18 protein-coding genes and 2 pseudogenes are annotated in these 25,884 nt (G+C 62.1%); 10 read left to right on the top strand and 10 right to left on the bottom strand.

The window, feature by feature from the left end:
- The first annotated feature begins 20 nt into the window (after window positions 1-20).
- From VSP_RS05055 to VSP_RS42910, 3 genes are all read left to right on the top strand, one after another.
- Window positions 21-398 carry a VOC family protein gene (locus VSP_RS05055; protein ID WP_009959181.1) on the top strand — a complete coding sequence of 126 codons (378 nt, stop codon included), beginning with the start codon at window positions 21-23 and terminating at the stop codon, window positions 396-398.
- A gap of 231 nt (window positions 399-629) precedes the next feature.
- Window positions 630-1,187 (top strand): hypothetical protein, encoded by a 558-nt coding sequence (locus tag VSP_RS38930; RefSeq protein ID WP_009959179.1) that lies wholly within the window; start codon window positions 630-632, stop codon window positions 1,185-1,187.
- Window positions 1,188-1,261: 74 nt separating this feature from the next.
- Window positions 1,262-2,509 carry a glycoside hydrolase family 99 protein gene (locus VSP_RS42910; protein ID WP_198141457.1) on the top strand — a complete coding sequence of 416 codons (1,248 nt, stop codon included), beginning with the start codon at window positions 1,262-1,264 and terminating at the stop codon, window positions 2,507-2,509.
- Window positions 2,510-2,608: 99 nt separating this feature from the next.
- Here VSP_RS42910 and VSP_RS40660 read toward each other — a convergent pair.
- Window positions 2,609-3,304 (bottom strand): annotated as a pseudogene (locus VSP_RS40660) (ISAs1 family transposase); the annotation flags it as partial.
- A 148-nt stretch (window positions 3,305-3,452) separates the two neighbouring features.
- Here VSP_RS40660 and VSP_RS05030 point away from each other — a divergent pair.
- From VSP_RS05030 to typA, 4 genes are all read left to right on the top strand, one after another.
- The gene (locus VSP_RS05030) at window positions 3,453-3,908 is read left to right on the top strand and encodes a GAF domain-containing protein (RefSeq protein WP_009959176.1); all 456 of its coding nucleotides are present in this window, start codon (window positions 3,453-3,455) and stop codon (window positions 3,906-3,908) included.
- 109 nt (window positions 3,909-4,017) lie between these two features.
- A complete protein-coding gene (locus tag VSP_RS05025) occupies window positions 4,018-5,160 on the top strand; it encodes an ISAs1-like element ISVsp7 family transposase (RefSeq protein ID WP_053332309.1) in 1,143 nt (380 codons plus the stop codon).
- 291 nt (window positions 5,161-5,451) lie between these two features.
- Entirely contained in the window at window positions 5,452-6,261 is an 810-nt protein-coding gene (gene rph, locus VSP_RS05020; RefSeq protein WP_009959172.1) for a ribonuclease PH, read from the top strand.
- A 362-nt stretch (window positions 6,262-6,623) separates the two neighbouring features.
- On the top strand, window positions 6,624-8,462 hold the full coding sequence (gene typA / locus VSP_RS05015) for a translational GTPase TypA (protein WP_009959171.1): 1,839 nt from the start codon (window positions 6,624-6,626) through the stop codon (window positions 8,460-8,462).
- 843 nt (window positions 8,463-9,305) lie between these two features.
- Here the strand turns inward: typA and VSP_RS05010 are convergent.
- Together VSP_RS05010 and VSP_RS38925 are read right to left on the bottom strand one after the other, a co-directional pair.
- On the bottom strand, window positions 9,306-11,294 hold the full coding sequence (locus tag VSP_RS05010; protein ID WP_232289547.1) for a DEAD/DEAH box helicase: 1,989 nt from the start codon (window positions 11,292-11,294) through the stop codon (window positions 9,306-9,308).
- Window positions 11,295-11,424: 130 nt separating this feature from the next.
- A pseudogene (locus VSP_RS38925) lies at window positions 11,425-12,567 on the bottom strand (ISAs1 family transposase).
- 144 nt (window positions 12,568-12,711) lie between these two features.
- Between VSP_RS38925 and holA the strand changes: the two are divergent.
- Window positions 12,712-13,860: a DNA polymerase III subunit delta gene (gene holA, locus VSP_RS04995; RefSeq protein WP_009959166.1), complete on the top strand. Its 1,149-nt coding sequence runs from the start codon at window positions 12,712-12,714 to the stop codon at window positions 13,858-13,860.
- Window positions 13,861-14,785: 925 nt separating this feature from the next.
- Here holA and VSP_RS40655 read toward each other — a convergent pair.
- The 4 genes from VSP_RS40655 to VSP_RS04965 all read right to left on the bottom strand — a co-directional run bounded on the left by VSP_RS40655 (window position 14,786) and on the right by VSP_RS04965 (window position 20,569).
- Window positions 14,786-16,738: a sialate O-acetylesterase gene (locus tag VSP_RS40655; RefSeq protein WP_009959165.1), complete on the bottom strand. Its 1,953-nt coding sequence runs from the start codon at window positions 16,736-16,738 to the stop codon at window positions 14,786-14,788.
- Between the two features lie 125 nt (window positions 16,739-16,863).
- Window positions 16,864-17,943 carry a sugar kinase gene (locus VSP_RS04980; protein WP_009959164.1) on the bottom strand — a complete coding sequence of 360 codons (1,080 nt, stop codon included), beginning with the start codon at window positions 17,941-17,943 and terminating at the stop codon, window positions 16,864-16,866.
- On the bottom strand, window positions 17,940-18,608 hold the full coding sequence (locus VSP_RS04975; protein ID WP_029190190.1) for a bifunctional 4-hydroxy-2-oxoglutarate aldolase/2-dehydro-3-deoxy-phosphogluconate aldolase: 669 nt from the start codon (window positions 18,606-18,608) through the stop codon (window positions 17,940-17,942). Before VSP_RS04975 ends, VSP_RS04980 begins: the two co-directional genes overlap by 4 nt.
- Window positions 18,609-19,315: 707 nt before the next feature.
- Window positions 19,316-20,569, bottom strand: coding sequence for a valine--pyruvate transaminase (locus VSP_RS04965; RefSeq protein ID WP_009959161.1), 1,254 nt, complete (start codon window positions 20,567-20,569; stop codon window positions 19,316-19,318).
- 194 nt (window positions 20,570-20,763) lie between these two features.
- Between VSP_RS04965 and VSP_RS04960 the strand changes: the two genes are divergently transcribed.
- Together VSP_RS04960 and VSP_RS04955 are read left to right on the top strand one after the other, a co-directional pair.
- Window positions 20,764-21,258, top strand: a complete 495-nt coding sequence (locus VSP_RS04960) for a hypothetical protein (protein ID WP_009959160.1) — start codon at window positions 20,764-20,766, stop codon at window positions 21,256-21,258.
- Between the two features lie 58 nt (window positions 21,259-21,316).
- Window positions 21,317-22,231 (top strand): thioredoxin fold domain-containing protein, encoded by a 915-nt coding sequence (locus tag VSP_RS04955; RefSeq protein WP_009959158.1) that lies wholly within the window; start codon window positions 21,317-21,319, stop codon window positions 22,229-22,231.
- A 126-nt stretch (window positions 22,232-22,357) separates the two neighbouring features.
- On the opposite strand, the gene VSP_RS04950 is transcribed toward VSP_RS04955, so the two are convergent.
- The 3 genes from VSP_RS04950 to rlmB form a co-directional block, all read right to left on the bottom strand.
- Window positions 22,358-23,965: a peptide ABC transporter substrate-binding protein gene (locus tag VSP_RS04950; protein ID WP_009959157.1), complete on the bottom strand. Its 1,608-nt coding sequence runs from the start codon at window positions 23,963-23,965 to the stop codon at window positions 22,358-22,360.
- 48 nt (window positions 23,966-24,013) lie between these two features.
- Window positions 24,014-24,595: a preprotein translocase subunit SecG gene (gene secG, locus VSP_RS43580; RefSeq protein WP_009959155.1), complete on the bottom strand. Its 582-nt coding sequence runs from the start codon at window positions 24,593-24,595 to the stop codon at window positions 24,014-24,016.
- Between the two features lie 65 nt (window positions 24,596-24,660).
- On the bottom strand, window positions 24,661-25,242 hold the full coding sequence (gene rlmB / locus VSP_RS33915) for a 23S rRNA (guanosine(2251)-2'-O)-methyltransferase RlmB (RefSeq protein ID WP_009959154.1): 582 nt from the start codon (window positions 25,240-25,242) through the stop codon (window positions 24,661-24,663).
- Window positions 25,243-25,884: the final 642 nt, after the last annotated feature.

Genomic DNA, 25,884 nt, shown 5'->3' with positions numbered 1-25,884 from the left:
CGGGCAAACTCCCGCCCACCATGCTTCATCACCTTTCCTTTGCCGTGGCGGATCTGGCCCGTTCCGCGAAATTCTATGATGCCGCGCTGGCCCCTCTGGGGTACAGCCGCGTCTGGAGCGACGACACCGCCGTAGGCTACGGCACCATCAAGGGCCAGGACAAGTTTGCCATCCGCCTCCGGCCGGATCATCAGACGGTGGCGGGCGACGGCTTTCACGTGGCGTTCTCAGCGCCTTCGAGTGAGGCCGTCACCGCCTTCTATGAGGCCGCCTTGCAACACGGCGGCACAGACAACGGGCCTCCGGAACTCTGCAAAGAGTACGGCCCCGGCTACTACGCCGCGTTTGTCATCGATCCCGACGGCTACCGCATCGAGGCTGTGATCATTGGACGCTAAAGCACATCGATGCAGCAGAAGCTGAGGGCCAAAGGCCCGGCTTCATCCCAGCCTGGGGCAGCGCCCCAGGTTTCGGAAACAGAGAGATATTTGAGGGCTGAAAGCCCGGCCTCATTCAGCGGGCACGGAGCATCTTGAAAGTCTGCCCCGTCATCTCCGCCAATATCCCACACGATCACTTGCGCGGCGGTTGCTCCACGCGCATTCGTGCCGCCACCCTTCCCCCTCCCCATGGTCACCCTCTCCAGCCCCCCGTACACCATCCAGTTGCGCGAAGGCTTCCCCCAGGCAATTGACCCCTCCCAGCCAAATGCAGGGCTCATTCTTCTGGATGACATCCCGACTCAGCCCACCTCCTGCCACCGGATTGAGGTCCTTCAGGAATCCCAGCCCGTGGCCCAGGCCCAACTGCAAACCTCCAAAGGGGAAACCGGAGTTCACGACCAGTCCGCCGTCGTGGCAGACGACACTCTCTTCATCGCCTGCGGTGCCTCAGTCACCGCGCTCCATCTCCCGGATTTGCAGTTGATGTGGACGACCTTGGTGGACGAACTGACCTGCTTCGGCGTGCATCACAATCCCATCCATCACTGCCTCATCACCCACGGGGAGCTGGCCATTGCACGCATCAATTTCGACGGGTCCCTCGTGTGGCAGGCCGTCGGCGAATCCCCTTTTACCGGTCCGCTCGAAGCCCAAGGCGAATCCGTCATCGTCACCGACGACGCCGGCCAGGAACATTTCATCGATGTGTCCACTGGTGCGACAGCCACCCGGGCACCGGTCTGAAGCAGACCATTCGGACTACTCCCGCAAGATTGACGAAGGCAGGTGGGTTGGTGAATGGACCAACGCGCCATCTCATGAATTCTGCCCTGCTCCTCCTCCTCTGCACTCTAGTCTTCGCCACCTCCACCTGGGCAGAAGGCCTGGACGGCAAAATCATGTGCGGCTACCAGGGCTGGTTTCGCACGCCCGATGACGGCACCAACACCGGCTGGCATCACTATGGCGGCCGGAACTTCGGCCCCGGAGCTTGCAGCATCGACCTCTGGCCAGACGTCCGCGAGATCCCCGCAGCCGACCGGACCCCCACGCCCTTCAAATTCGCCGACGGCACCCCAGCGGACGTGTATAGCTCGGTGAAGCCCTCCGTCATCAATCTCCATCACCAGTGGATGAAGGAGTACGGCATCGATGGCGTCTTCCTCCAGCGCTTCGTCGTCTCCACCAAGGACCCGCGCCATGCCAAGGCCCAGGACTTGGTTCTGGAAACTACTCGCACCGCCGCCCGCGACCACGGGCGGGAGTGGGTGCTCATGTATGACCTCTCCGGTATCAAGCCTGGCGAGACCCAGCTCCTGATCAACGACTGGAAACGTCTCGTGGACATCTGTCACTTTGCCGATGCCAAAGAAAACCCAGCCTACCTCCGGCACCGCGGCAAACCCCTCGTCGCCCTCTGGGGCCTCGGCTTCTCCGACCGCGCCCCCATGCTGGATGAATGGAAACAACTCATCGAGTTCTTCAAGAACGATCCGCGCTACGGCAACGTCTCCCTCATGCTCGGCGTGCCCGCCTACTGGCGCACGCTGACCCGCGACAGCATTGCGGATCCCGAACTGCACAACCTCATTGCCAAAGCGGACGTTGTCAGCCCCTGGACCATCGGCCGCTACAACAACCCCAAAAACGCGGCCTCGCACTTTGAAAAGACCGCCAGCGGGGATGTGGCCTGGTGCAAGGAAAGAAACCTCGACTACCTGCCCGTGGCCTTCCCGGGATTCAGCTGGCACAATCTGCAGAAAGGCCGCGGCAAAGAAGCTCCGGTCAACGCCATCCCACGGCTGGGAGGTGAGTTCATCTGGTCCCAGTTTGCCCAGACGAAGAAACTTGGCCTGCGGATGCAGTACGTGGCCATGTTTGATGAGCTCGACGAAGGCACCGCCATCTTCAAGACCCGTCAGGACCCGCCCGTGGGGGAAAGCCCCTTCGCCACCGAGCCCGGTGTGGCGGAGGATCACTACCTCTGGCTCACTGGCCAGGCCGGGAAGATGCTGCGTGGCGAGCTGCCCGGCGATGGCACAGCGATGCCCGTGCGCGCGAAGTGAAGCAAGTCCACGCGCTGCCACGGCCTCAGAAGCGTAGCGCAGATTGGCAATCTGCTGTGCCGCCGATTGGCAATCGGCATCATTCGCCCTCGCTGAAAACGTCACACTCTTGGGATGCCGTGGGCTCTTGAGCTCTCTTGACTCAGCTTCCTTGAAGTGGGCGCTCACGGCTTGAAGGGCGTTGGGGTGGTTGGCTTTGAGGGCCAAGACATAATCGGCCCCTGCCTCAATGATCTGCTCGGCAATGTGACCTTGTGTCCCCATGGCATCAATGGTCACGGCGGCTCCCTGGAGCTGCAGGCTTTCCAGCAGTCGCGGAATGGCTTCGATCTCGTTGCTCTTCTGCTCACAAACCAGCTGACCGGCATTGAGGTGGTAATCATCCACCCAAGCCCGGAGCAGGTGCACCAGATTTTTGCCGGCTTCGGCACTGTGGGTTCCCCGCAGCGCCTTGCCATCAATGGCTATGTGCTTGCCTCTGAGCTCTCCACACCAACTGGTGAGCACCTACAGCAAGGCTTGTGGGGCAAGGCCCATGAGCACATTGCGAAACACATCATGAGAAGGAGCTCCATGCGCCAGGGGCAGGAAGGTGCGAAGCCAGTCCAACTGGGTCCGGGCGAAGTCCTCCATGTCCAGATAGCTTTCGCCATCACACAACGTGCTGCAAAAAGCAATGAGCAGCACTTCATCAAGCCGATGGCGAACCTTGCCAGCGTGGCGATGGTCCGCAAGCGTGGAAAACTTGGCCCGCAAAGCTTGCAAAGCGCCCGGAATAGGGAGCTGGGAACTCATCCTCCCCTCTTACAGCAGGGAGAGTCTCGTAAAAATCACATAATTAACAAACCTTAAACTTCCTCACCCCATTCATGCGTAAGCCCTGCCCGGCAGCAGCCTCAGCTTGTTCCTTGCCGTTCTGGCGGGAGTGGGGCTAAGGTGCCGCATGTCCACCCCCTTTCTTCTTCCTCTGCTTGAGACCGACTCCCCAGACTGGCAGGCCGTGCTGGAGGCCGTGATTGCGGAATTCGGCTGCACCACCGGGACGCTGCACCGCCTAGACCCGGCAGATGGGTTGTTGAAGCTGGTGGCGCAGAAAGGCATCCCTCCCCAGCTTCTGCCGGTGGTAGAGACGATTCCTGTGGGCAAGGGAATCGCGGGCGCGGCAGCGGAGCGGCGTGAACCGGTGGAACTCTGCAACCTGCAGGCGGATCTGGGCGGTGTGGCCAAGGAGGGCGCGCGGCAGACCAACGTGCAGGGCTCCATCGCTGTTCCCACACTGTCGGGCGGGGAACTGCGCGGCACGCTGGGCATTGGCAAGATGGTGCCGTATGATTTTACCCACGAGGAAAAGGAGAACCTGCTGGCCATTGCCAGCGAGATCGCGGAGCGGATTGTGTAAGTGAATTGCCTATGTTTGGTCCAGGGCTTACGTATGAACAGAGTGAGAAAACTTAACATCTCTTAACGATATGATTTTTCTACAGGGCACCGCTGTTTAAGCTGGGAGAGTGACCCACTCCCTTCCTCCTCAAGGCACTTTGGAAGCCCTCCGGGCCAAATTTGCCCAGATTCATGATCCCCGCCAGGCTGGCAAAGTACGTCATCGCATTGATGAGGTGCTCATCATCGCTTTCTGTTCGACTCTCTGCGATGGCGAAAGCTATTTGGATATGGGGGATTTTGCCCAGAGCCAGCTGTCGTGGCTGCAAAGCTTTCTTCCTCTGAAGCATGGGGCTCCGTCCCACGACGTGTTTCGCAATGTGCTCATGGCCATACAACCGCAGGCCCTGCTTGAGGTGCTCACGGGCTGGTGTGGCGACCTTGAGGGCAGACATATTGCCATAGATGGCAAAGCTCTGCGCGGCACTCACAACGCTGAAACCGGCAGGCACTTGGTCCATTTACTACGGGCCTGGGTGGACGACTACCACCTCAGCGCCGGGCAGATCACCTGCCATGAGAAGAGCAACGAAATTGAGGCCATTCCCCGTCTGCTGGAAAGCCTGCAACTCAAAGGGGCCACCGTCACCATTGATGCCATGGGCACCCAAGCTCACATTGCCGAGCAAATCACCGGGGCAGGGGCCGATTATGTCCTGGCACTCAAGGCCAACCACCCAAGGGCTCATGAGACTGTAAGAAAGCACTTCACGGAAGCCGAGCGCCTGGACCTCAGCCCCTCCCACCATCGCAAAAGCGTGACGCTGGAACTCTCCCACGGGCGCTGTGAAAGACGTGAGTACACCATCACTGAGGAACTTGACTGGTACCACAAGAGCTGGAAATGGGCCGGACTGCAAAGCGTGGCACAGGTGCGCCGCCAGGTGCAGCGCAGCCACGATGGGCCGCCGTTGGAAGAGGTGCACTACTTCCTGTGCAGCTTCAAAGCCGATGTGGAACGCCTTGCCAAACTGGTGCGCGGACACTGGAGTGTTGAAAACCGCTGCCACTGGGTGCTGGATGTGACCTTCAATGAGGACCACTGCCAGGTGAGGGACCGCAACGCGGCCCACAACCTCACCATCCTGCGCGAAATGGTCATCACCACCCTGCACCGGCACCCAGCAAAAGTCAGCCTGCGCAGAAAGCGCAAACTCGCCACCATGGACCCGGCCTTCAGGCTCCAAATGCTAGGCCTCCTTCATGCGTAAGCCCTATGTTTGGTCGCCGTTTAACAGACGGTGTATTGATATTTTGGGTTCTTTTTGGCTATGCTGCGGGAAAATCGCTTCCCGCTTCGCACGGCCATGAAAAGCTTCCTCTCCGTTGCCAAGGGGAGGCTGGTCCCGAAGCCGAGCTAGAGGGAGGTGGGGATTTGATCGCGCGTCCTTGCGGCGACTGAGCCGATGGAGACCATCGGACTACCGTAGTCTGCCCCCGTCCCAGCGGAGGAAATTGGTCTTTTGGCGTTTGCAGATCGCCCGCCTGTGCTATCTCGCCGGATGCCTCGTTCTGATCAACGTACCCCCGACCAGCTCCGCAACGTCTCTTTCCAGCTCGACATCGCCCCCCATGCCACGGGTTCGGTGCTGGTATCCTTCGGCAATACGAAGGTGATCTGCGCGGCGACGATTCAGGAGGAGGTGCCCCGCTGGATGAAGGCTCAGGGCGTCTCTGGCGGCTGGCTCACGGCGGAGTACTCCATGCTCCCGTACTCCACGCTGGACCGTAAAGACCGCGACATCAGCAAGGGCAAACTGGACGGCCGCAGCCAGGAGATCCAGCGGCTCATTGGCCGCAGCCTGCGCGCGGTGGTCGATCTTGAGAAGCTCGGGCCGCGCACGCTCTGGATCGATTGCGATGTGCTCCAGGCCGACGGGGGCACCCGCACGGCCTCCATCACCGGGGCTTGTGTGGCGTCAGCCATCGCTTTCAACCGCCTGCTGGAAAAAGGCGTGCTGCGTCAACAGCCCTTGAAGAAGAAGGTGGCCGCCATCAGCGTGGGCATCTTCCGCAATCAGGCGCTCCTGGACCTTTGCTATGAAGAGGACCGCGATGCCGATGTGGACTGCAACCTGGTGATGACCGAAGACGGCCAGTTTGTGGAAATTCAGGGCAGCGGGGAGGAGTCCACCTTCAGCGAGGCCCAGCTCAGTGCCATGCTCACCCTGGGCAAAAAGGGCATTGTAGAACTCTGCAAGCTCCAGGCGGAGGTGATCAACTCCGCGGTTAAATCCAAGGTGGCTGATCCGGCCCCCGCTTCGGTCAGCCTGAAGGCCCCGAGCCTGGAAGACGCCTTCAAGAAGATGTAGCCCCTCGGCTGCGCGGGAGACAGAAGACTTACGATCTCCAGACTCAAGACTTGAGGTCAGGGGAACTGCTCCCGCCATTCTCCGTCTGTAGAGGCGTGATAGGGAGGTGGCGACGCACGAAAAGGGTCCGACACCTGCACCCGGCAAGTGCGCAAAGTCAGCGGTTGTGTGCAAAAATCCCCTTGCGGTGCAGGGGGCTTTTCCGCTGGGAACAGGGCCTCTGGATCACCACGTGACGTCGTCCTCACTTGCGTTTCTCACGTTTCCGGGTACTATGCCCACCCTTTTTGCGCGGGCGGGGCCTTCCGACCGCCTGTTAGCCCAGCCAAGCGGACTGTTCTTCCGCCCCCTCCAGCCCACCCATGTCACCCGCAAACATCCGTAACCTCGCCATCATCGCCCACGTTGACCATGGCAAAACCACGCTCGTGGACACCTTGCTCCGCGCCAGCGGCAACTTCCGCGAGAACCAGCAGATCGCTGAGCGCGCGATGGACTCCATGGACCTGGAGCGGGAAAAAGGCATCACCATCAAGGCCAAGAACACCTCCGTTCACTGGAACGACCACATCATCAACATTGTGGATACTCCCGGCCACGCCGACTTCGGCGGGGAAGTGGAGCGCGTGATGAAGATGGTGGACGGGGTGATGCTGGTGGTGGATGCGTATGAAGGCCCTCAGGCCCAGACCCGCTTCGTGCTGCGCAAGGCGCTTCAACAGGGCCTGACCCCCATCGTGCTGATCAACAAGATGGACCGGCCGCACATCCAGCCGGAGAAGGTGCATGACAACGTTTTGGAGCTCTTCCTTGAGCTGGAAGCCAGCGAAGAGCAGTTCAACGCCGTGTTCCTGTACGGCAGCGCCCGTGCGGGCTGGGTGAGCGACTCACCCGAAGGTGAGCATCATGCCATGGAGTTCCTCCTGGAGAAGATCGTCAAGCACATCTCCCCTCCCAAGGCTGAACCCGAAGGCTCCTTCGAAATGCTGGTGTCCAACATCGACTGGGACAACTTCGTGGGTCGTGTGGCCATCGGCAAGGTGACCCGTGGCAGCGTGAAGATGGGCGACCGCGTGTACCTCCTGGGCAAGACGCCGGAAGAGTCCGCCAAGGCGATCAAGGTGACCAAGGTGTTCCAGTACACGGGCCTGGGTGTGAGTGAAAACGCCGAAGGCACCGCCGGTGACATTGTGGGCATCAGCGGCTTTGAAGACGTGGATATCGGCCAGACCGTGGCTGGCTCCGCTGATGCGGAAGGTCTGCCCTTCGTGGCCATTGATCCTCCGACGATCGTCATGCAGTTCGCCGTGAACGACGGCCCCCTGGCTGGTCGTGAAGGTGAACACGTGACCTCCCGCAAGATCCGCGAGCGTCTCTTCAAGGAGGCGAAGATGAACGTCTCCATCTCCATCGAAGACACGGACCTCGCCGGTGTGTTCAACGTCAGCGCCCGTGGTGCCATGCAGATCGCGGTGCTCGTGGAGCAGATGCGTCGTGAAGGATTCGAGGTGGTTATTTCCCGTCCGATGGTCATCACGAAGCGTGTGGACGGCGTGCTCTGCGAGCCGTTTGAAACGCTCTATGTGGAAGTGCCGGAAGACTACGTCGGCGGCGTCATGAAGTCCCTGGCCGAGCGCAAGGGGCGCATTGAGGACATGAAGACCCACGCTCATGGCAGCACCCTGGTGGCCACCGTGCCCACCCGCGGCCTGATCGGCTTCGAGTTCGAACTGATGAACCTTTCCAGCGGTCACGGCATTCACAGCCACCTCTTCAAGGAGTACGCACCGCACGCCGGCCCCATGCAGACCCGCAGCACCGGCACCCTCATCAGCACGGAGTCCGGCGAAGCCACCACTTATGCGCTGGACACCATCCAGGTTCGCGGAAAGCTCTTCGTGGCTCCTGGCGACCAGATTTATGACGGCATGATCATCGGGGAGAACCCCCGCATGGACGACCTGCCGGTGAACCCCACCCGCTCCAAGCAGCTCACGAACTTCCGTGCCGCTGGCAACGACAAGAGCGCGGCGCTGCCTCCTCCCATCCGCTTCTCCCTGGAGCGCGCCATCGAGTATGTCGCCCCGGATGAACTGGTGGAAGCCACCCCCAAGAGCATCCGCCTGCGCAAGCGCACGCTGGACTCCACCGTCCGGGCCCGCGAGAAGAAGAAGCTCGAGGCCGAGATGGAAGCGGTGTAAGGCCGGAGAGGGATAAGGGAAGAGGGGTTAGGGATAAGGGATAAGTTTTAGGAAACTAACGCATTGGCTCCAACTGGCTGTGATCAGCCGGTTGGGGCTTTTTCATTGGTGGGAGAGCTCACAACGAGCCTTCCTGAATGACGCCGGGCTTTCAGCCCTCAGCCTCTAAAACCAACGCCAACCTTGGGCGTTGCCCAAGGCTGCCATCACGCCGGGCTTTCAGCCCTCAGCACGAGCCCCAAAGGGCGATCATCGGCCTCACCCATTTGTCCCTGTTGGCGTTGGTCCCGCATGCGGGACGGTATTCCAACCCTGTGGCGGGGCGTGGGGAGTAGTCCGACGGTCCCCGTCGGTAGTGGGAGCGGAGAGGGGTGCGCTGGATTGCGGAAAGGTGCCAGGCCGTGTGCGGCGTCAGGGTGCGGTTCAACACGGCCAGCGCACAACGTCCCTGGGTTGTAGGGCGACCGCTTCGGTTGCTGGCCCAAGGGGTTTTTGCGGCATGCCGTTGGCTCTCAGTGTAGCGCGGTATGCCTCATCAATCTGTCCATGGCGAGCCTTCCTGAATGACGCCGGGCTTTCAGCCCTCAGCCTCTAAAACCAACGCCAGCCTTGGGCGTTGCCCAAGGCTGCCATCACGCCGGGCTTTCAGCCCTCAGCACGAGCCCCAAAGGGCGATCATCGGCCTCGCCGGCTTTCCCTGATGGCATTGGACTTCATCCGGCTCAGGAAACCTGTGGGATGGACTGTATGCGGGCCCGGGAGCTTGCGATGTTGTGAGAACAAACAAAAAACCCCGCCAGCCTGGGCTGACGGGGTTTCAGGAATCACTTCATGTGCTGCAGACTACTCTTCGCGGTTGCCGAAGGGGCGGCGTTTTTTGAAGCCACCGCCCTGGCCGCCGCTGTACCCGCTGCTGGTGCCGCCGCCGCCGTAGGAGCGGCGTTCGGGGCCGCCTTCACGCCGGGGGAAGCGGGGGCGATCCTGCTGGCCACCGCCCTGGTAACCGCCACCAGCACCTGCGCCAGCACCGCCGCCTTGGGCTTCCTGCTGGTCGGCCATGTCCATGCGGAGGCTGCGCCCGCGCAGGGAGGAGCCCTCGATGCCGCTGAGCACCTGCTGGACGAATTCTGTGGGCACGCCCACGTAGCTGCACTTGGAGAAGATCTCGATGCGGCCGAGGGAGCCTTGAGGGAGGTTGGCGGTGCGGTAGATGGCGCCGGAGATCTCGCGCGGGGTCACCTCGTCCATGGCACCTACATTGATGAAGAGGCGGGTGTAGCCTTCCTGGGTGGCCTGGGGGCGCGGGCCGGGCGGGCGGAATTCACGGCCGCCTTCGCGCTGTTCAAAGCGCTGCTGCGGCGGGCCGGAGCGTTCGTAGTCCTGGCGGTCTTCGCGGCGCGGCTTGCGCTCGGGCTTGGGACGGTCCTCGAGAATTTCCTCGGACTCGCGGGCGGAGTCGGAGAGGAGCAGGTGGAGCAGGGCGCTGGCGATGTCCGTGCTGCTGTGGCCGGCGTCCAGGAGACGCTGGACGGTGCTCTCGTGGGAGGTGAACTTGCCTTCTTCCAGCGTGGCTTGCAGCTTGGCGAAGTGGGTGTCCACCCGCTTGCCGTCCACTTCTTCACGGGTCGGCACCTTGTGGCGCGCGATGTTGACCTTGGCGTAGCGCTGGATGCGCTGGAGGAGGAAGATGTCGCGTCCGCTGACGAGGCTCATCGCCTTGCCGCTGCGGCCTGCACGACCAGTACGGCCGATGCGGTGCACGTAGTCTTCTTCGTCATAGGGGAGGTCGAAGTTGACGACCAGATCCACGTCATCCACGTCCAGGCCACGGGCGGCCACGTCGGTGGCGGCGAGCACTTCCACATTGCCGGCGCGGAAGTTCTTCATGACGCGGTCGCGCATCGTCTGGTTGAGGTCGCCGTGCAGGCGGTCCACCCCATAGCTGCGGGCCATGAGGGCATCAGTGATGTCGTCCACGGCCTTCTTCGTGTTCGCGAATACGATGGCGAGGCGCGGGTTCTCGATGTCGAGCAGGCGGCAGAGCACCTCGATCTTGGAGCGGCTGTTTACTTCGTAGTAGCGCTGTTCGATGGTCGGCACGGTGAGTGCCTTGTGCTCGATGGTGATGAGCGCGGCGTTCTTCGTGTAGCTCTCCACCAGATGGCGGATGGGTCCGGCGAGGGTGGCGGAGAAGAAGAGGGTCTGGCGGTTCTCCGGCACGAGGGCCATGAGGGAGTCGATGTCCTCACGGAAGCCCATGTCGAGCATTTCGTCTGCTTCATCGAAGACGAGGGTCTGGAGGGCGTCGAGGCGGAGCATGCCGCGCTCAAGGAAGTCCAGGATACGGCCGGGGGTGCCGACGACGATCTGCGCGCCGTCGCGGAGGCCGCGGATCTGGCGGTCATAGGTGGCACCGCCGTAGATGGGGAGGGCCTTGAGGCCGGGCTTGTGGACGGTGAGCTTGGCCACCTCTTCACAGACCTGCATGGCGAGCTCACGTGTGGGGCACATGATGAGGGCGCGCACGCCGCGGTCACGGGGATCGATCTTCTGCACGACCGGGATGGCGAAGGCCATGGTCTTGCCGGAGCCGGTCTGGGACTGGCCGACGACGTCGCGGCCTTCGAGTGCGGGGGGGATGCCTTTTTCTTGAATGGGAGAAGGCTGCTCAAAGCCCAGGGCCGTCATGGCCTTGAGAATGTCTGGGGCGAGGCCCAGCTCGGTAAAGAGTTTCCGGTCCCCGGCCGGACGGGTGGGGGGGACGTCTGCCACGGGCGCAACGGGAGCCTCCGACATGAGGGGGGCATCCATCGGCGGCAACGTCTCAGCCACAGGGCTGGAATCGGGGAACGGGTTCTGATCCATATTCAAATACCCCCTTGGTATTTGGGGGTTCGAAGGATCTCACAAATGCGGGGAAAGGCAAGCTAAACCCTGCTGCGCAGGACTTCTCCAGCAGGGCTTACGCATGAAGGAGGCCTAGCATTTGGAGCCTGAAGGCCGGGTCCATGGTGGCGAGTTTGCGCTTCCTGCGCAGGCTGACTTTTGCTGGGTGCCGGTGCAGGGTGGTGATGACCATTTCGCGCAGGATGGTGAGGTTGTGGGCCGCGTTGCGGTCCCTCACCTGGCAGTGGTCCTCATTGAAGGTCACATCCAGCACCCAGTGGCAGCGGTTTTCAACGCTCCAGTGCTCCCGCACCAGGCTGGCGAGTCGTTCCACATCGGCTTTGAAGCTGCACAGGAAGTAATGCACTTCCTCTACAGGGGGGCCCTCATAGTCACGCTGCACCTCACGGCGCACCTGGGCCACGCTCTGCAAGCCTGCCCATTTCCAGCTCTTGTGATACCAGCTGAGATCCTCCACCAGGGTATATTCGCGCTTCTCGCAACGACCATGGGAGAGTTCCAAGGTCACACTCTTGGGATGCCGTGGGCTCTTGAGCTCTCTTGACTCAGCTTCCTTGAAGTGGGCGCTCACGGCTTGAAGGGCGTTGGGGTGGTTGGCTTTGAGGGCCAAGACATAATCGGCCCCTGCCTCAATGATCTGCTCGGCAATGTGACCTTGTGTCCCCATGGCATCAATGGTCACGGCGGCTCCCTGGAGCTGCAGGCTTTCCAGCAGTCGCGGAATGGCTTCGATCTCGTTGCTCTTCTGCTCACAAACCAGCTGACCGGCATTGAGGTGGTAATCATCCACCCAAGCCCGGAGCAGGTGCACCAGATTTTTGCCGGCTTCGGCACTGTGGGTTCCCCGCAGCGCCTTGCCATCAATGGCTATGTGCTTGCCTCTGAGCTCTCCACACCAACTGGTGAGCACCTACAGCAAGGCTTGTGGGGCAAGGCCCATGAGCACATTGCGAAACACATCATGAGAAGGAGCTCCATGCGCCAGGGGCAGGAAGGTGCGAAGCCAGTCCAACTGGGTCCGGGCGAAGTCCTCCATGTCCAGATAGCTTTCGCCATCACACAACGTGCTGCAAAAAGCAATGAGCAGCACTTCATCAAGCCGATGGCGAACCTTGCCAGCGTGGCGATGGTCCGCAAGCGTGGAAAACTTGGCCCGCAAAGCTTGCAAAGCGCCCGGAATAGGGAGCTGGGAACTCATCCTCCCCTCTTACAGCAGGGAGAGTCTCGTAAAAATCACATAATTAACAAACCTTAAACTTCCTCACCCCATTCATGCGTAAGCCCTGTTCCGGGGAGGCGAGCAGTTGCCAGAGCCGGAATTCCCCTCCAAAATGGGCCGCTCATGCCGCCCTCCAAGAAAGCCGCCTCCGCCGCAGCCGCCACGAACTTCACCGTCGTGATGGGCACGGACGATGCCCGGATGAAAGAGGCCGCGCTGAAGCTCTCCCGCGAGCAAACCCCTGCCGACGCCGGCGACTTCGGCGTGGACATGATCGAAGGCATCGCCGAGAGCGCCGAGCACTGCGGCCAGATCGTGCGCCGCGTGCTGGATGCCCTGCAGACCCTCCCCTTCTTTGGCGGGGAGAAGCTCGTCTGGTTGAAGAACGCCAACTTCCTGGCGGACAGTGTGGTGGGGCGCTCCAATGCCGCCGTGGAGGGCATCGAGGCCATCATCGACTACGTGGAGAAGCATCTCCCGCCCGACGTGAAGTTCCTGCTCAGCGCCTCCCAGGTGGACAAGCGCCGTTCTGCCTACAAGCGCCTGACCAAGCTGGCGGACGTGCGGGTCTTCGACAAGCCCGACACCTCCAAGACCGGCTGGGAGGATGAGGTCATCCCGCTGGTCGAGCGCCGCGCCCGCGAACTGGGCGTGAGCTTTGAAAACGAAGCACTGGAAATGCTCGTGCAACTGGCCGGTGAAGACACCCGCCAGCTCGACAGCGAAGTGGAAAAGCTGAGCCTCTACACCGATGGACGCCGCGTCTCCGTGGACGATGTGCGTCTGTTGGTTCCCTTGAACCGCGCCGGCGTGGTGTTTGAGCTGGGCAACGCCCTTGGCAAACGCGACCTCCGCCGCGCCCTGGAACTGGTGCGCACGCTCATCTATCAGGGCCAAAACGCCATCGGCATCCTGCTCGCCGCCATTGTGCCCCGCGTCCGCGGCATGCTGCTGGCCGCGGATCTCATGCAACGCCACCCGCGCCTGCCCCGCAACGGCTATCCCGCCTTTAGCAGCTTTCTGGAAAAGCTACCCGAGCAGGAAACCGCACACCTCCCTCGCAAAAAAGACGGCAGCGGCCTCAATGTCTATCCCATCTTCCTCGCCCTCGGCGAAACCCAGCGCTTCACCGCCGCAGAACTGCGCCAGGCTCTGCAAGCCTGCCTGGATGCCAACCTGAAACTCGTCACCTCCAGCATCGAACCCCAGCTTGTCTTGGAACGGCTGCTCGTGGGGATACTGACGAAGTCAGGGAAATCGGTGCGTCAGTAGGTCAGTGCGTCAGTGGTCAAGGAGTTGGATACGGAACTGTACGGAGTCCAAGCTTCAGCCTGCGGCGCTCCAGTGCGTCAGTACGTCAGTGGGCAGTGCGTCAAGGAGTTGGGTCCGGAGCTGTACGGAGTTCAGGCTTCAGCCTGCGGAGGCTGAGAGGCGGGTGCCTGAAGCGCAGCCCACGCGGTTCTGATTGGGCCCTCGTGGCTGCGTTCTCGTGGCTGCGTTTGTCAAAACGCGGTCAGGGACGTCGCTCGCACGACAAAAAGACCAAGCCGCCCCATCCGGCCGCTTGCACCCACGCATTCTCACGAATGCATCCACAAGCTTCCCTCCCCGTCCCACACCTCCACAGAAGCAGCTCGTGGCTGCGTTTGTAAAAACGCGGTCAGGGGCGTCGCCCGCACGACAACAGACCAAGCCACCCCTCACGGCCACTTGCTCCCACGCATTCTCACGAATGCATCCACAAGCTTCCCTCCCCGTCCCACACCTCCACAGAAGCAGCTCGTGGCTGCGTTTGTAAAAACGCGGTCAGGGCGTCGCCCGCACGACAAAAGACCAAGCCACCCCATCCGGCCGCTTGCACCCACGCATTCTCACGAATGCATCCACAAGCTTCCCTCCCCGTCCCACACCTCCACAGAGGCAGCTCGTGGCTGCGTTTGTAAAAACGCGGTCAGGGACGTCGCTCGCACAGCACAGGACCAAGCCACCCCATCCGGCCGCTTGCACCCACGCATTCTCACGAATGCATCCACAAGCTTCCCTCCCATTCCAACTCCCATTCCAACTCCCATTCCAACTCCCATTCCAACTCCCATTCCAACTCCCATTCCAACTCCCATTCCAACTCCCACTCCCACTCCCACTCGATACGTCTGCAACTGCGCCCCGGTAAACTTCATGCTGCCAGCCCACTCGATCAGTGTTGTTTTTCCTGCAACCCCTTCATCGCCGTCGCATAGCGCACGCCGAACTCCCGCAATGAAGGCGTGTCGAAGTGCACCCCATCGCCCTTGTGCTTCAGTCCTGCCGAATCCACGACGTCGGCATTCGGCACCAGCCCGGGCAACGTGGCCAGCTGCTCATTCACCACCGGCCAGAAACTTGGCCTGCCCTCTTTGTTGGTTCTTTCCAGGAACTCGCCCAGTTCTCCGGCCACAAACGGCACGTCCCCCGCCCCCAGATCCGCTCGCAGATCCTTCACCATCCCGGCGAGACGCTGGGCATAGCTCCCGGCCTTTTCCTCCGAGCCGGAATCCGCCTCGCCCTGATGCCACAGGATGCCCTTCAGGTTGCCGCTCTTCATGGCCTCCCGCGCCCGCACCAGCGCCGCCGCGTAGAGATCGCCGCCTTTGACCCAGCGATCCAGCGGCGTGCCGCCCACCGCGCAGGGGATGAGACCAATCGTCACCTTGGGCTTCGCCTCCGCCATCTGTCTGGCGAAGCTCATGCCCAGGCCAGCCCCGGCGACCGCCGGCTTGTCTGTATGCAGCGGTTCCACGCCTGGAGCCCACGCATTGCGGGCGGAGAACTTCAGCACCCGCTCCCGGGAAAGACGGTCCTCCAGCGGCAGCAGTCCCCGCCCGGCCATGTTGGACTGGCCGATCAACAGGTAGAGGTCAAAAGTCTCCTTCTCCGGCATCGACTCCGCCACCCTGGCCTCATCACGCAGCTCGCCGTGGTTCCCGTAGCCGAAGGCCTGGTTGATCACCTTTTTGGTCATCGATCCTGCGCTCACGAGCTTGCCCGCCCGAACGTCCTCCTCCTTGATCACCGAAAGCAAAATGGCCTTGTCCGCAGGCTCATAGCGGCCCAGGTCATAGGTAATAAAGATGCGGCCGTCAGGTGCCTGGGTCGCATCGGGGTACGACACCCGGGCCCGCTCATCCAACAACAGTTTGTGAGACCAGGTGCGGCCCTCATCATCCGACAACCAGGCGGTCAGCTTCGCCCGCGGATACTTCCCGGAGGCCGTGGTCTCAGGTTCATGGTACACCAGCAGGAAGGCACCGGACTTGAGCCGCAGCAGGCAGGCCCGCGTGGCCGAACCGGGCGAAAATCCCGCCATGGGCACCGCCTCACTCCAGGTCTTGCCTGCATCCGGCGATGTACTTTCATAGAGCCCCTTCTGGGTGCGGATCGCCATGAGGATCGATCCATCCCTGCGCGGGGCCAGCGTGGCCTCACTGAAGTTGCGCAACTCCGGGGCGATGGACGTGCCCCCCTGCCAGGCCCAGGTGGCCCCGGCATCTGAGGTGACGATCACACCCGTCTCCTTGCCCGCCATCTGCTCCCTCCAGGCGGAGCGTGCGCTCAGGAAGAACGGGGCCAGCCAGCGACCGTCCGGCAGCACCAGCGGCTTCCCAAACAGGGTCCCGCCCTCACCGATCAACTGGGGAACCGTCCACTGGGGCTCGGCCTTTTCCGGATCATCTGCACGGATGGCAAAGGTGCCCGCAAATCCGGACTCCGCCTGGCCCGCCGTCTTCGGCGTCACCTGCTTGTAAAAGATCCACAACCTCCCCTGCGGATCCACCCACGGGAGGGGGTCCGCAATGGCCGTACCCTCGGGGCCCTGGATCACCGCCACGGGTTTCGACCAGGACATACCCTCGTTCCCGCTGGTGGCCACCAGCGCGTAATTGCCCAGATTCCCCTCCCCGACATCTCCGCTGTACCAGGCTGCCCAGAGCCGGCCCTTGGGCGTGCGGTCGATCCCGGGGATGCCCTGCCAGACGCGGGCCGTCTCAGAATACGCAGCCCCCGGGGAGCTGATGACATTGGCCTGCGGCGGCTCGACAGCAGGCAGGATCGAGGAAATGCCCACCACCAAGGGCAGGCTCCAGCGGAAAACGAATTGAGGCAGACGCATGGCAGCAGGAAGAATCAACTCCTGCTAAACGCACCCGGATCTCACTTATTCCATCTGATCAACCTCCCCGCCTCCACCTCAATTCCTAATTCCTAATTCCTAATTCCTAATTTATCATTGTGACCTCACCGGTTCACCCGGCCAGACGAATTCCCGGCCATGAGGGCCTCCACCTCACCACGCGTGGAGAAGTTGAAGTCACCGGGAATCGAGTGGGCCAGGCAGGAGGCCGCCACGGCAAAGCTCAAGGCGGTTTGCGGTTCCGCTAGATCCGGGGAGTTCAGCGCAAAAACAAGACCCGCAGCAAACGCATCGCCTCCGCCCAAGCGATCGACAATGTCCGTGATCGCATAGGGCTGATAACGGTCGCCGTTCAGCGGGGCAAGAAACACCTCGTCCAGGGTGGAATCGTACAACATGCCGCCCCAGTTGTGATGATTGGCGGAGAGACTCTTGCGCAGCGTCATGGCCACGTGCGTGACCTGGGGATACAGCGCCTTGATCTGGCGGGAGACATCCAGCACGGGATCCGTGCTGCCAGGAGAAGCATGAATGCCCATCATCGCGGCGGCATCTTCCCGCCCTCCGATCAACACATGCACATAGGGCAGCAGTTCGCGCATGGCGAGGGTGGCCAGTTCATGCGGCCGCAGCCCCGCCTTCCAGGTCCACAGCTTGGACCGGAAATTCAGGTCACAGGAGATGCGCAGACCGCGGGAGGAAGCCTCCCGCAGCGCATGCAGGGCCACCGCGGCGGCGTTCTTTGAGATGGCCGGCGTGATGCCGGAGATATGAAACCAGCCCGCCCCCTGGAAGATCTCCTCCCAGGGATAGTCCTTGGGCGGAGTGACCGAGATCGAGGAATTCTCCCGGTCGTAGATCACATTTCCCGGGCGTTGATTGACGCCGGTCTCAAGGAAATAAAGCCCCAGCCTCCCCTGCGGCGTCCGCAGGATGTGGCGGGTGTCCACCCCCACGGCGCGGAGGTTTGCCACACAGGCATCTGCCACTGCGTGCTCCGGCAGGGCGGTGACAAACGAGGCCTGCCCACCCAGATGGGCGATGGACATGGCGACATTCGCCTCTGCCCCGGCAAAGGTGACCTCCACCGTGCCCGGCATGGCCTGCTGAAAGCGCTGGTACCCCGGGGCAGCCAGACGTCCCATGATCTCCCCAAACGCGACGACTCGTGATCCGCTGCTCATTTCCATTCTCCTCGAACCTTGTTGACGGTGGCACGGGCGGCGGCGGCCCTGGCCGTGATGCCCGCCCAGTCACCTGCCTGAATCAATTCCTTGGGGGCCAGCCAGGAGCCCCCCACCGCATGGATCATCGGCTCATTCAGCCACATCTCCAGATTGTCCTGCGCCACCCCGCCTAGAGGAATGTAACGCAACCCCAGGTGGGCAAACGGCGCACTGATGCTCTTCAGATAGTTCAAGCCACCGCAGGGCTCCGCAGGGAAGAACTTCAGCAGCGTGCACCCCGCCTCCACCGCGAGCTCGATATCCGTGGGGGTGCAGATGCCAGGGGCAAAGGGCAGCCGGAGCCGGGCCGCCTCTGCCACCGTGCGGGGGTTCATGCCCGGCGCCACGCCGAAGGCGGCTCCCGCCTCCACCACTTCATTCACCTGGCCGGTCGTCAGGATCGTGCCCACTCCCGCCGTCATTTCAGGCACCTCTCTGCGGATGCGCCGCAGACACTCCAGCGCCACCGGGGTACGCAGGGTCAACTCCATCGCGTCCACCCCACCTGCCACCAGCGCCTTCGCCACTGGCACCGCCGCCTCCACATCATCCAGGATCAGGACGGCGATCACGCCAGCCCCGTACAAACGTTCGTGAAGCTCTTCAGTCGGCGGAGGGTTCATGCGGGAGGAGCGTCACTGTTGGCTCGTCTCTCGCTTGGTGCAAGAGTTGGTCGTGGTTCGTTAATCGTTATTTACGAACGGTGCCTGATGGGGCGGAAAGAATGGGCTCCTGGGAAGGGCACAAAGGGCTGAAGGCAAGGCTCTAATCTCTGTCCTCTAACCCATAAATTTTGCAGACAGAGCCTTGCAATTCACTGTCAAATTCAGCAACGCCGAAGATCAATGAGCCACCAGCGCGAGCAGACAGTTCAATTCGCAGACCTGCCTGGATCGGAATTTATCTGGGAAGGGTTGGCAGACCTTGAATCGGGCCGCGAATCAGTGGCTTCGCTACTGATTGAGATGGCCGCACGAGGCTCAGCCGCGCTGGCGTCCGGCTTCCCACGCCTGCGGCTCCGAAAAGCTCGATTGACGCCGAAACCCGGCTCTACCGACTGCTCGGACGCACCCAGCCAGAAAACGCCTATTCGCAGTACAACGCCTGGATCCGAAGGCTCGTTAGTCTGGAACAGGCGCTGGAGTCCAGACAAGAGCATGCTGCGGTCAGGCAACTGAACAAGGATTTGCGCTAGCATAGCCTCAACGCACAAAACGCCAATCCCCTCCCGCAAGCCAACGCCGTCCACCTCAACCCCGCCATCCCCAACACCTTGACCACTGACGCACTGCCCACTGACGCACTGGCCCCCGCCCACTGACGCACTGACTCAATGCAGTCCATTCACCTCATCCGCCAGGATCTCCAACCCCTCCTGCACGACTGACTGCGGCTGGGAAAAGGTCAGACGCATACACTGGTGCGCATGCTCCCAGGGTTCATCCAGGCCAAAGAAAAAGTAGTGACCGGGGATCACGAGCACCCTGCGGGCCTTCAACCGCTGATACAGCTCCGCAGCGGGAATGGGCAGCTCCTTGAACCAGAGCCAGAGGAAGAAGGCACCCTCCCGGGCATGCAGAGCCCAGGGCACCTTGTCAGCCAGTGAGGCCTGCAAGACCTCCACCGCAAAGTCCGAGCGCTGACGGTAAAAGGGGCGGATGTGCTCCCGGCTGATGCGGGGCAGGGTGTCATCCTTCAGCAGCGGCGTCATGAGCGCCTGCCCGGTGTTGCCGTTCGCCAGGGAGACGATGGCGTTCATGTTGCCCAAGGCACGCACGATCTCCTTCGAGGCCACCACCATGGCGGTGCGCACCCCGGGGAGCCCCACCTTGGACATGCTGATGGAGAAGATCATGCCCTCCTCCCACTGCGGTGCGAAGCCCGTGTAAAGCACGTCGGGGAAGGGGTGCCCATAGGCATTGTCCACGATCAGCGGGATGCCATGCTGCCGCGCCAGCCCTTTGAGCCGGGCAAACTCATCCGCCGTCAGGACGTTGCCCGTGGGGTTCGTCGGACACGAGATGCAGATGGCAGCGATGTCGGGCGTGATCTTGAGCCGGTCAAAGTCCACCCGGTACTTGAACTCATGGGCCCCATGCTCCTCCAGCCGGGAACGGCAGGCCGTCAGCATCCCGTCTGAAAGCCCCTGGTTGGCATAGCCGATGTACTCCGGCACCAGAGGATAGAGAATGCGCCGCTTCGTGCCGCCGGAATCCCCGGCCAGCAGATTGAAGAGCAGGAAAAACGCCGTCTGGCTGCTGGGCAGCACGGCGATGTTTTCATGCGTCACCTGCCAGCCACACTCCCGCTTCAGGAATCCCGCAAAGGCTTCCCGAAACTGCGGACTGCCCGTGGGAGGATCATAGTTCAGCAGCATGCGGTCCAGGGCGGTGCCGTCTGCCACCATTTCCTCCATGCGCTCCCGCCACAGAGCCTGCACCGCAGGAATGGCTGCAGGCTGCCCGCCGCCGAGCATGCGCATATCGGGGTGCGTGGTCAGCGAGATGCCCAGGTCATCCATCAGCTCCTGGATGCCGCTGGAGCCGGAGAGCCGCAAACCCACGTCTGAAAATGGAGGCGTCATGATTCCCACAATGAAGGGAGATTGCCCTCCCGGGAAAGAGGATTATTGCTCACATCACCAAAACCGGACGAAAACCTCACACCAGCCGCAGATTGAGCCGGATCGCCACGGCGCTGTCTCACGTCCCCACCAGCCGTGCGGCATCGTGCTTTTCATTGAAATCCCCGCCGAGACTCCGTAACATTCGTTGCTTGATGAAATTTCAGATCCTGCCCCTTCTCCTGGCCCCTGCGTTGATGTGCCTGCTGGCCTCCTGTGGGGGACTGCCGTCCAACACGAAGCCCAATGCGTCGGACATGGACCGCTTCTACAAGCGGGCGGAAGAAATGGCCCAGGAGCAGATCGCAGTGCTGGACAGGGAAAAGGCCGCAGGCAGGCTCACCCAGGAGCAGTACGACCAGCGCGTCACCTACGTGCAGAACAGCGTGGGACAGCGCGCCAATGAAATGGCCTGGGCCCGCCATGAACTGGCGGACAGCCAGAAGCGAGCCCTGGGCATTCCCACGGGCGACCGGCCTCAGGAAGTATCCGTCCCCAGTTCTGCGGGCTCAGAAAGCTTCTACAAGCCCTACGGCCAGGTGGGCAGCGGCTTCGGGATGAACTACAACAACCCGCTGGGCACTCCGATGGGCGGCATGTGGCACGGCTTCACCCCCGGCATGATGGCAGGGCAGGCAGCCTCCCGGTAAACCGGATGCCGGCGCTGGGAGATGCACCCGTACTTCCGCTGTGATTTGCCCTCCCCCCATGCGAACGCCTTGCCACGCAGTTCTCAAGACTCTCCAGACAGCCTCCCTCCGTGGAGCGGTGCTCCTGCTGTCGTCCTGCACGCTCCTGCCTTCCCATCGGCACGCGGATGGTGACAAGGGCAAGCCCGACCTGCCCGCCTCACGAGGCTGGGGCCTCTTGACCGATCCCAAGGTGACCGGTTCCGCCTCCATCAGCCCGATGGCCCCGGGTGCCGCAGCCTCGGGCATGGCACCCGCCTCAGCGGAGGGCGGTGGCCTGTTCGACTTCTCCAGCGTCACTGCGAACAGCACCCAGTCCACCAGCCGCATCCAGTGGATCCGCAGCGCCATGGATGCCACCGAGCAGGCCCGTCGCACTGGCAAGCCCCTCTTGATCCTCGTCAACAACCGCAACAGCCCGCCCGGCCAGTCCATCGAGAGCACGCTGGTGCTCCAACCTGAGTTCAAAAAACTCACGGAGGAGAACTATGTGCCGCTCTACATGGACTTCTCCGACAAAGCCACGGCGGACAGTGACTTCTACCAGGCCTTCAAAGACCGGCTGAACGTCCGCGGCTACCCCACCGTGCTGGTCACACTGCCAGATGGTGTGGAAGTGATGCGCCTCAGCGGCTACAAAAACGAAAACGAGGTGGCCTACATGCTCAAGCTGCGAGAAAGCGTGGCTTCCAGCCAAAGGGCCATCGAAGCCCGCCGCAAGCGTCTGCTCCCCGGCGGCTATCGCGCCTGGACGGACAAAAAAGGCGTGGTGGTGTATGCCAAGCTCGACAAAGCCGACGCCAACATGCTGCACCTCACGACCGAGTGGGGAACGACTTTCACCACCTTTACGAACCGCCTCAGCGCGGAGGACCAGGCATGGATCGAGTCCGAGCGGGCCAAGCGCCAGCCAGCGCAGCCGGACGCCTCGTAGGCCTACACATGTCCTCAGGGGGTAAGGGGTGACGATCAGAGAGAGCGGCAGCCACCTCGAATGCGCCGCACCACACACCTTCGCAAGCCACGCCGGGCCCGGTTGCATGGCACCGCGCTTTTTCGCTCAGCGTGAGTGATTTGCCCCCGCTTGCTTCTTCCAGTACATGGCCCGGAAGGGGTGATTGTCGATCAAGTTGGCCTGAACCCCTCCCAGCTCTGGCCGGCGGAACTGGACCCCCACGTAGTGATAGACAGGGAAAATGGGGGCGGCCTCTGCGATGAGAATCCGCTCCAGCTTCTGCAGGATCTCCTGCCTCTTCGCGACATCCCCCTCGGCAGCGGCCAGCGCCACATAGTGGTCATACTCCGCACTGGCCCAGCCGGTGCGGTTGTTCCCGTTCCCCGTGGTGAACATCTCCAGGAAGGTGTTGGGATCATTGTAGTCCCCCACCCAGCTAGACCGGCAGAGGTCATAGCTAAGCTCCCGCATGGTGGCGAGCCAGACCTTCTGCTCCTTTTTCTCCAGCCCCACCTCCACGCCCAGCACCTCCCGCCACATCGCCTGCAATTCCACCGCGATATTCCGCTCAATGGGCAGCGGCAGGTGCAAGTACTCCACACGGGGGAAACCCCGCCCCCCGGGGAACCCCGCTTCAGCCAGCAGTTCCCGGGCCCGCACAGGATCAAAGGTCACCCCGGGCGGCGGCTGAAAATTCTGCCCCGCCCCCGGAGGCGTCAGGGAATAAGCGGGCCGCTCCCCAAGCTGGGTGATCTTTTCGACGATGCGCTTGCGATCCACCGCATAGGAGAAGGCCAGCCGCACCCGGGCGTCGGTGAAAGGGGCCTTCGTCGTATTGGCGCGGATGAACCAGGTCCCGAGGAAATCCCCCGTCTTGAAGTATTCCTGCTCCTTGAGCTTGGGCACCAGCGAGGGCGGCACCATGCCCTTGTCCATCATCAGGTCCGCCTGCCCGGTGAGGAAGTAGTTCAGCGCGGTATTCGCCTCGGTGATCGGGATCACGTCCACCGTCTCCATGGCCACATTCTTGCGGTCCCAGTAGGTCGGGCTGCGCCGCAGTCGGATGTGGTCATCGATGAGCCATCGCTCAAAGAGATAGGGCCCGTTCCCGACGAGCCGGTCCGCCTTGATCCAGCTGCTCCCGTACTTTTCCACTGTAGGCCGGTGCACGGGGGACAGGGTGAGGAACGCACACAGATCGATCCAGTACGGGACGGGATTTTCCAGCACACACTCCAGCGTTCTGGCATCCAGCGCCTTCACCCCCACCTGGCTGAAGTCCTTCAGGGTCCCTTCGTTGTAGGCTTTGGCATTTACCAGCGGGTAGAGCTGCGGAGCATAGTCCGACGCCGTGGAAGGCCGGAGCGCCCGCTCCCAGGAGAACACAAAGTCCTGGGCGGTCACCGGCTCACCCGTGCTCCACACCGCGTCTGCTCGCAGGTAGAACGTGTACTTCTTGTGGTCGGCAGAGATCTCCCAGCGCTCCGCCACCGCCGGTTCCGCCTTGCCCTCGGCATTGTTGCGGCACAGACCTTCAAAGAGGGATTCGCTGATCCGCATGCTCACCTGGTCGGTGGCCATCGCTGGATCCGGCGTTTCGATCTCCGCGCTGTTGATGAACACCAGATCTGCCCGTTGCGCATCCCGACCACACGAGGTCAAAAGCACACCGGTCACGAGCACAAAAAGGGGGATGCGGCACAAGTCTCGCATCCCCCAAGATAAAGCGCAGAGCGCTGCAAAGCGCGAATCAAATCAGAATCAGTTGCCCGCAGGGGCCGGAGCAGGAGCAGGCTCGGGAGTGACAGGAACCGGAGGCGGCGTAGGGGCCGAGCCAGGAACAGCATCCACGGGAGCCAGCTTCGGCTGTTCAGCCGCAGGAGCCGGGGCCGGAGCGGTCTCTGCGGCCGGAGCCGGAGCAGCAGCCTCAGGAGCAGGGGCGGGTGCAGGGGCAGGAGCGGCCGGAGCCTCAGCAGCCGGGGCAGGTGCAGGGGCCGGAGCAGCCGCGTCAGGAGTCGTCGGAAGCGCAGGCTCAGCCGGGGCGGTGGCAGCGGGTTTCTTGTCCGCTTCATCAATCAGAGCAGGAACGTTGGCCTTGGAGCCATCTTTGTGAGCCACGAGCACCGCCAGGACAAACGTGATCACGTAGAATCCAATGCCCAGCCAGGTGGTGCCTTTCTGCAGGACCGTGGTGGTGTGCGCGCCGAAAGCCTGATCCATGGTGCCGCTGCCGAATGCCGCGCCAAGCCCTTCCTGACGAGGACGTTGCATGAGCACAATGAGAATGAGCAGCAGGCAGATCAGCACCTGCAGCACAAGGAGGAAGCCTATGAGATAGTCCATAAAGGGCGGCGAGTATGGCACAGTTCTGTGAGGGCACAAGGGAAAAGGGCACCCCCGGTCAAGTCCTACCGGCGGCGACCACCCCCAGAAAGGCGCTGGCGGACCACCTCAAAGAGGCAAACCCCGGTGGCCACGCTCACATTCAGGCACGGCACCTGCCCCGTCATGGGGATCTTGACCAGAAAGTCGCAACGCTCGCCAGTGAGACGGCGCATACCCTCCCCTTCCGCTCCCATGACGATGCCAATCGGCCCCTTGAGATCCACGTCATAGATGGACTGCTTGCCCTCATCCTCCGTGCCTACAAACCAGACCCCCAGGTCCTTCAGCTTGTCCATGGCCCGGGCCAGATTCGTGACGCGGGCAATCGGAACGTTCTCCGCCCCGCCACAGGCCACGCGAATGACCGTATCCGAGATGGGAGCCGTCTTGTCCTTTGGCATCACCACCAGATCACACCCCGCCGCATCCGCCGTTCTCAGACAGGCACCCAGATTGTGCGGATCCTGAATGCAGTCGAGAACCAGAACCAGAGGATTGGGCTTGTCCGCCAGGACGCTCGCCAGATCGTCCTCCTCATAAATACGGATCGAAGCAGTCGGGTTGGAATGTTTGTTGGCTCTGGCTTGATTCTCCTGTCGGCGCATGGGGAATAGCCGCAAAGGATTGGCCTCTGTGCAAGAGATTCTTTGCGGGATGTTGGGGGGGAGTTCTTGGTTCGCAGGTTGCAGGAGGCCGGGCGCAGCCACGGGGATAAAATGCTCATCGATGGGCTGCCAAGACACGGACCTCGGCCGGAGGCATCCCAATGCGTCAATGATCAGGGGAGCGGAGAGGAGTTGGAGTTCCGTCCCGCATGCGGGACCAATGCCATCAGGGAAAAGTGGAGAGGGCGAGCATCTCCCTTTTGTGAAAGTATTGAGGGCCGAAGGTCCGGCATCATTGCAGCCTTGGGCAACGCCCAAGGTAGGCGCTCGTTTTAGAGGTTGAGGGCTGTAGGCCCGACGTCATTCAGGGATGCTCGTCATAGGCAGACTTGATGACACCGGGCCTACAGCCCTCAAGGGTAGTTTGGCCATCTATCCCTGGGGCGTTGCCCCAGGCTGGTATGAACCCGGAACTTCGGCCCTTCTGAATGGGGCTCACCAGTTACAGTCGTGGCGGCTGCACCATCGCGGCTCCGAGGCGCGCCAAGGCAAAACAGCAAGACGATGCGTTTTCCCTGATGGCATTGGCTTTTAAGCGGCCAGGCCCCACGTTACCCAACGCATCGCCAAAGTCAGAGAACG

Source organism: Verrucomicrobium spinosum DSM 4136 = JCM 18804 (assembly GCF_000172155.1).
Lineage (GTDB): Bacteria > Verrucomicrobiota > Verrucomicrobiia > Verrucomicrobiales > Verrucomicrobiaceae > Verrucomicrobium > Verrucomicrobium spinosum.
The sequence above is the reverse complement of the archived record's forward strand: the minus strand, read 5'-3'. Positions and strand labels throughout refer to the sequence as shown.

Excerpts from the sequence above, each read along its gene's own strand:
- VSP_RS42910 (WP_198141457.1), top strand. The coding sequence starts at position 1,262 with ATGAATTCTGCCCTGCTCCTCCTCCTCTGCACTCTAGTCTTCGCCACC.
- rlmB (WP_009959154.1), bottom strand. The coding sequence starts at position 25,242 with ATGCGCCGACAGGAGAATCAAGCCAGAGCCAACAAACATTCCAACCCG.
- VSP_RS38930 (WP_009959179.1), top strand. The coding sequence starts at position 630 with ATGGTCACCCTCTCCAGCCCCCCGTACACCATCCAGTTGCGCGAAGGC.
- VSP_RS05030 (WP_009959176.1), top strand. The coding sequence starts at position 3,453 with ATGTCCACCCCCTTTCTTCTTCCTCTGCTTGAGACCGACTCCCCAGAC.
- secG (WP_009959155.1), bottom strand. The coding sequence starts at position 24,595 with ATGGACTATCTCATAGGCTTCCTCCTTGTGCTGCAGGTGCTGATCTGC.
- VSP_RS40655 (WP_009959165.1), bottom strand. The coding sequence starts at position 16,738 with ATGCGTCTGCCTCAATTCGTTTTCCGCTGGAGCCTGCCCTTGGTGGTG.
- VSP_RS04980 (WP_009959164.1), bottom strand. The coding sequence starts at position 17,943 with ATGAGCAGCGGATCACGAGTCGTCGCGTTTGGGGAGATCATGGGACGT.
- VSP_RS04960 (WP_009959160.1), top strand. The coding sequence starts at position 20,764 with ATGAAATTTCAGATCCTGCCCCTTCTCCTGGCCCCTGCGTTGATGTGC.
- rph (WP_009959172.1), top strand. The coding sequence starts at position 5,452 with ATGCCTCGTTCTGATCAACGTACCCCCGACCAGCTCCGCAACGTCTCT.
- VSP_RS04950 (WP_009959157.1), bottom strand. The coding sequence starts at position 23,965 with ATGCGAGACTTGTGCCGCATCCCCCTTTTTGTGCTCGTGACCGGTGTG.
- typA (WP_009959171.1), top strand. The coding sequence starts at position 6,624 with ATGTCACCCGCAAACATCCGTAACCTCGCCATCATCGCCCACGTTGAC.
- VSP_RS04965 (WP_009959161.1), bottom strand. The coding sequence starts at position 20,569 with ATGACGCCTCCATTTTCAGACGTGGGTTTGCGGCTCTCCGGCTCCAGC.
- holA (WP_009959166.1), top strand. The coding sequence starts at position 12,712 with ATGCCGCCCTCCAAGAAAGCCGCCTCCGCCGCAGCCGCCACGAACTTC.
- VSP_RS04975 (WP_029190190.1), bottom strand. The coding sequence starts at position 18,608 with ATGAACCCTCCGCCGACTGAAGAGCTTCACGAACGTTTGTACGGGGCT.
- VSP_RS04955 (WP_009959158.1), top strand. The coding sequence starts at position 21,317 with ATGCGAACGCCTTGCCACGCAGTTCTCAAGACTCTCCAGACAGCCTCC.
- VSP_RS05055 (WP_009959181.1), top strand. The coding sequence starts at position 21 with ATGCTTCATCACCTTTCCTTTGCCGTGGCGGATCTGGCCCGTTCCGCG.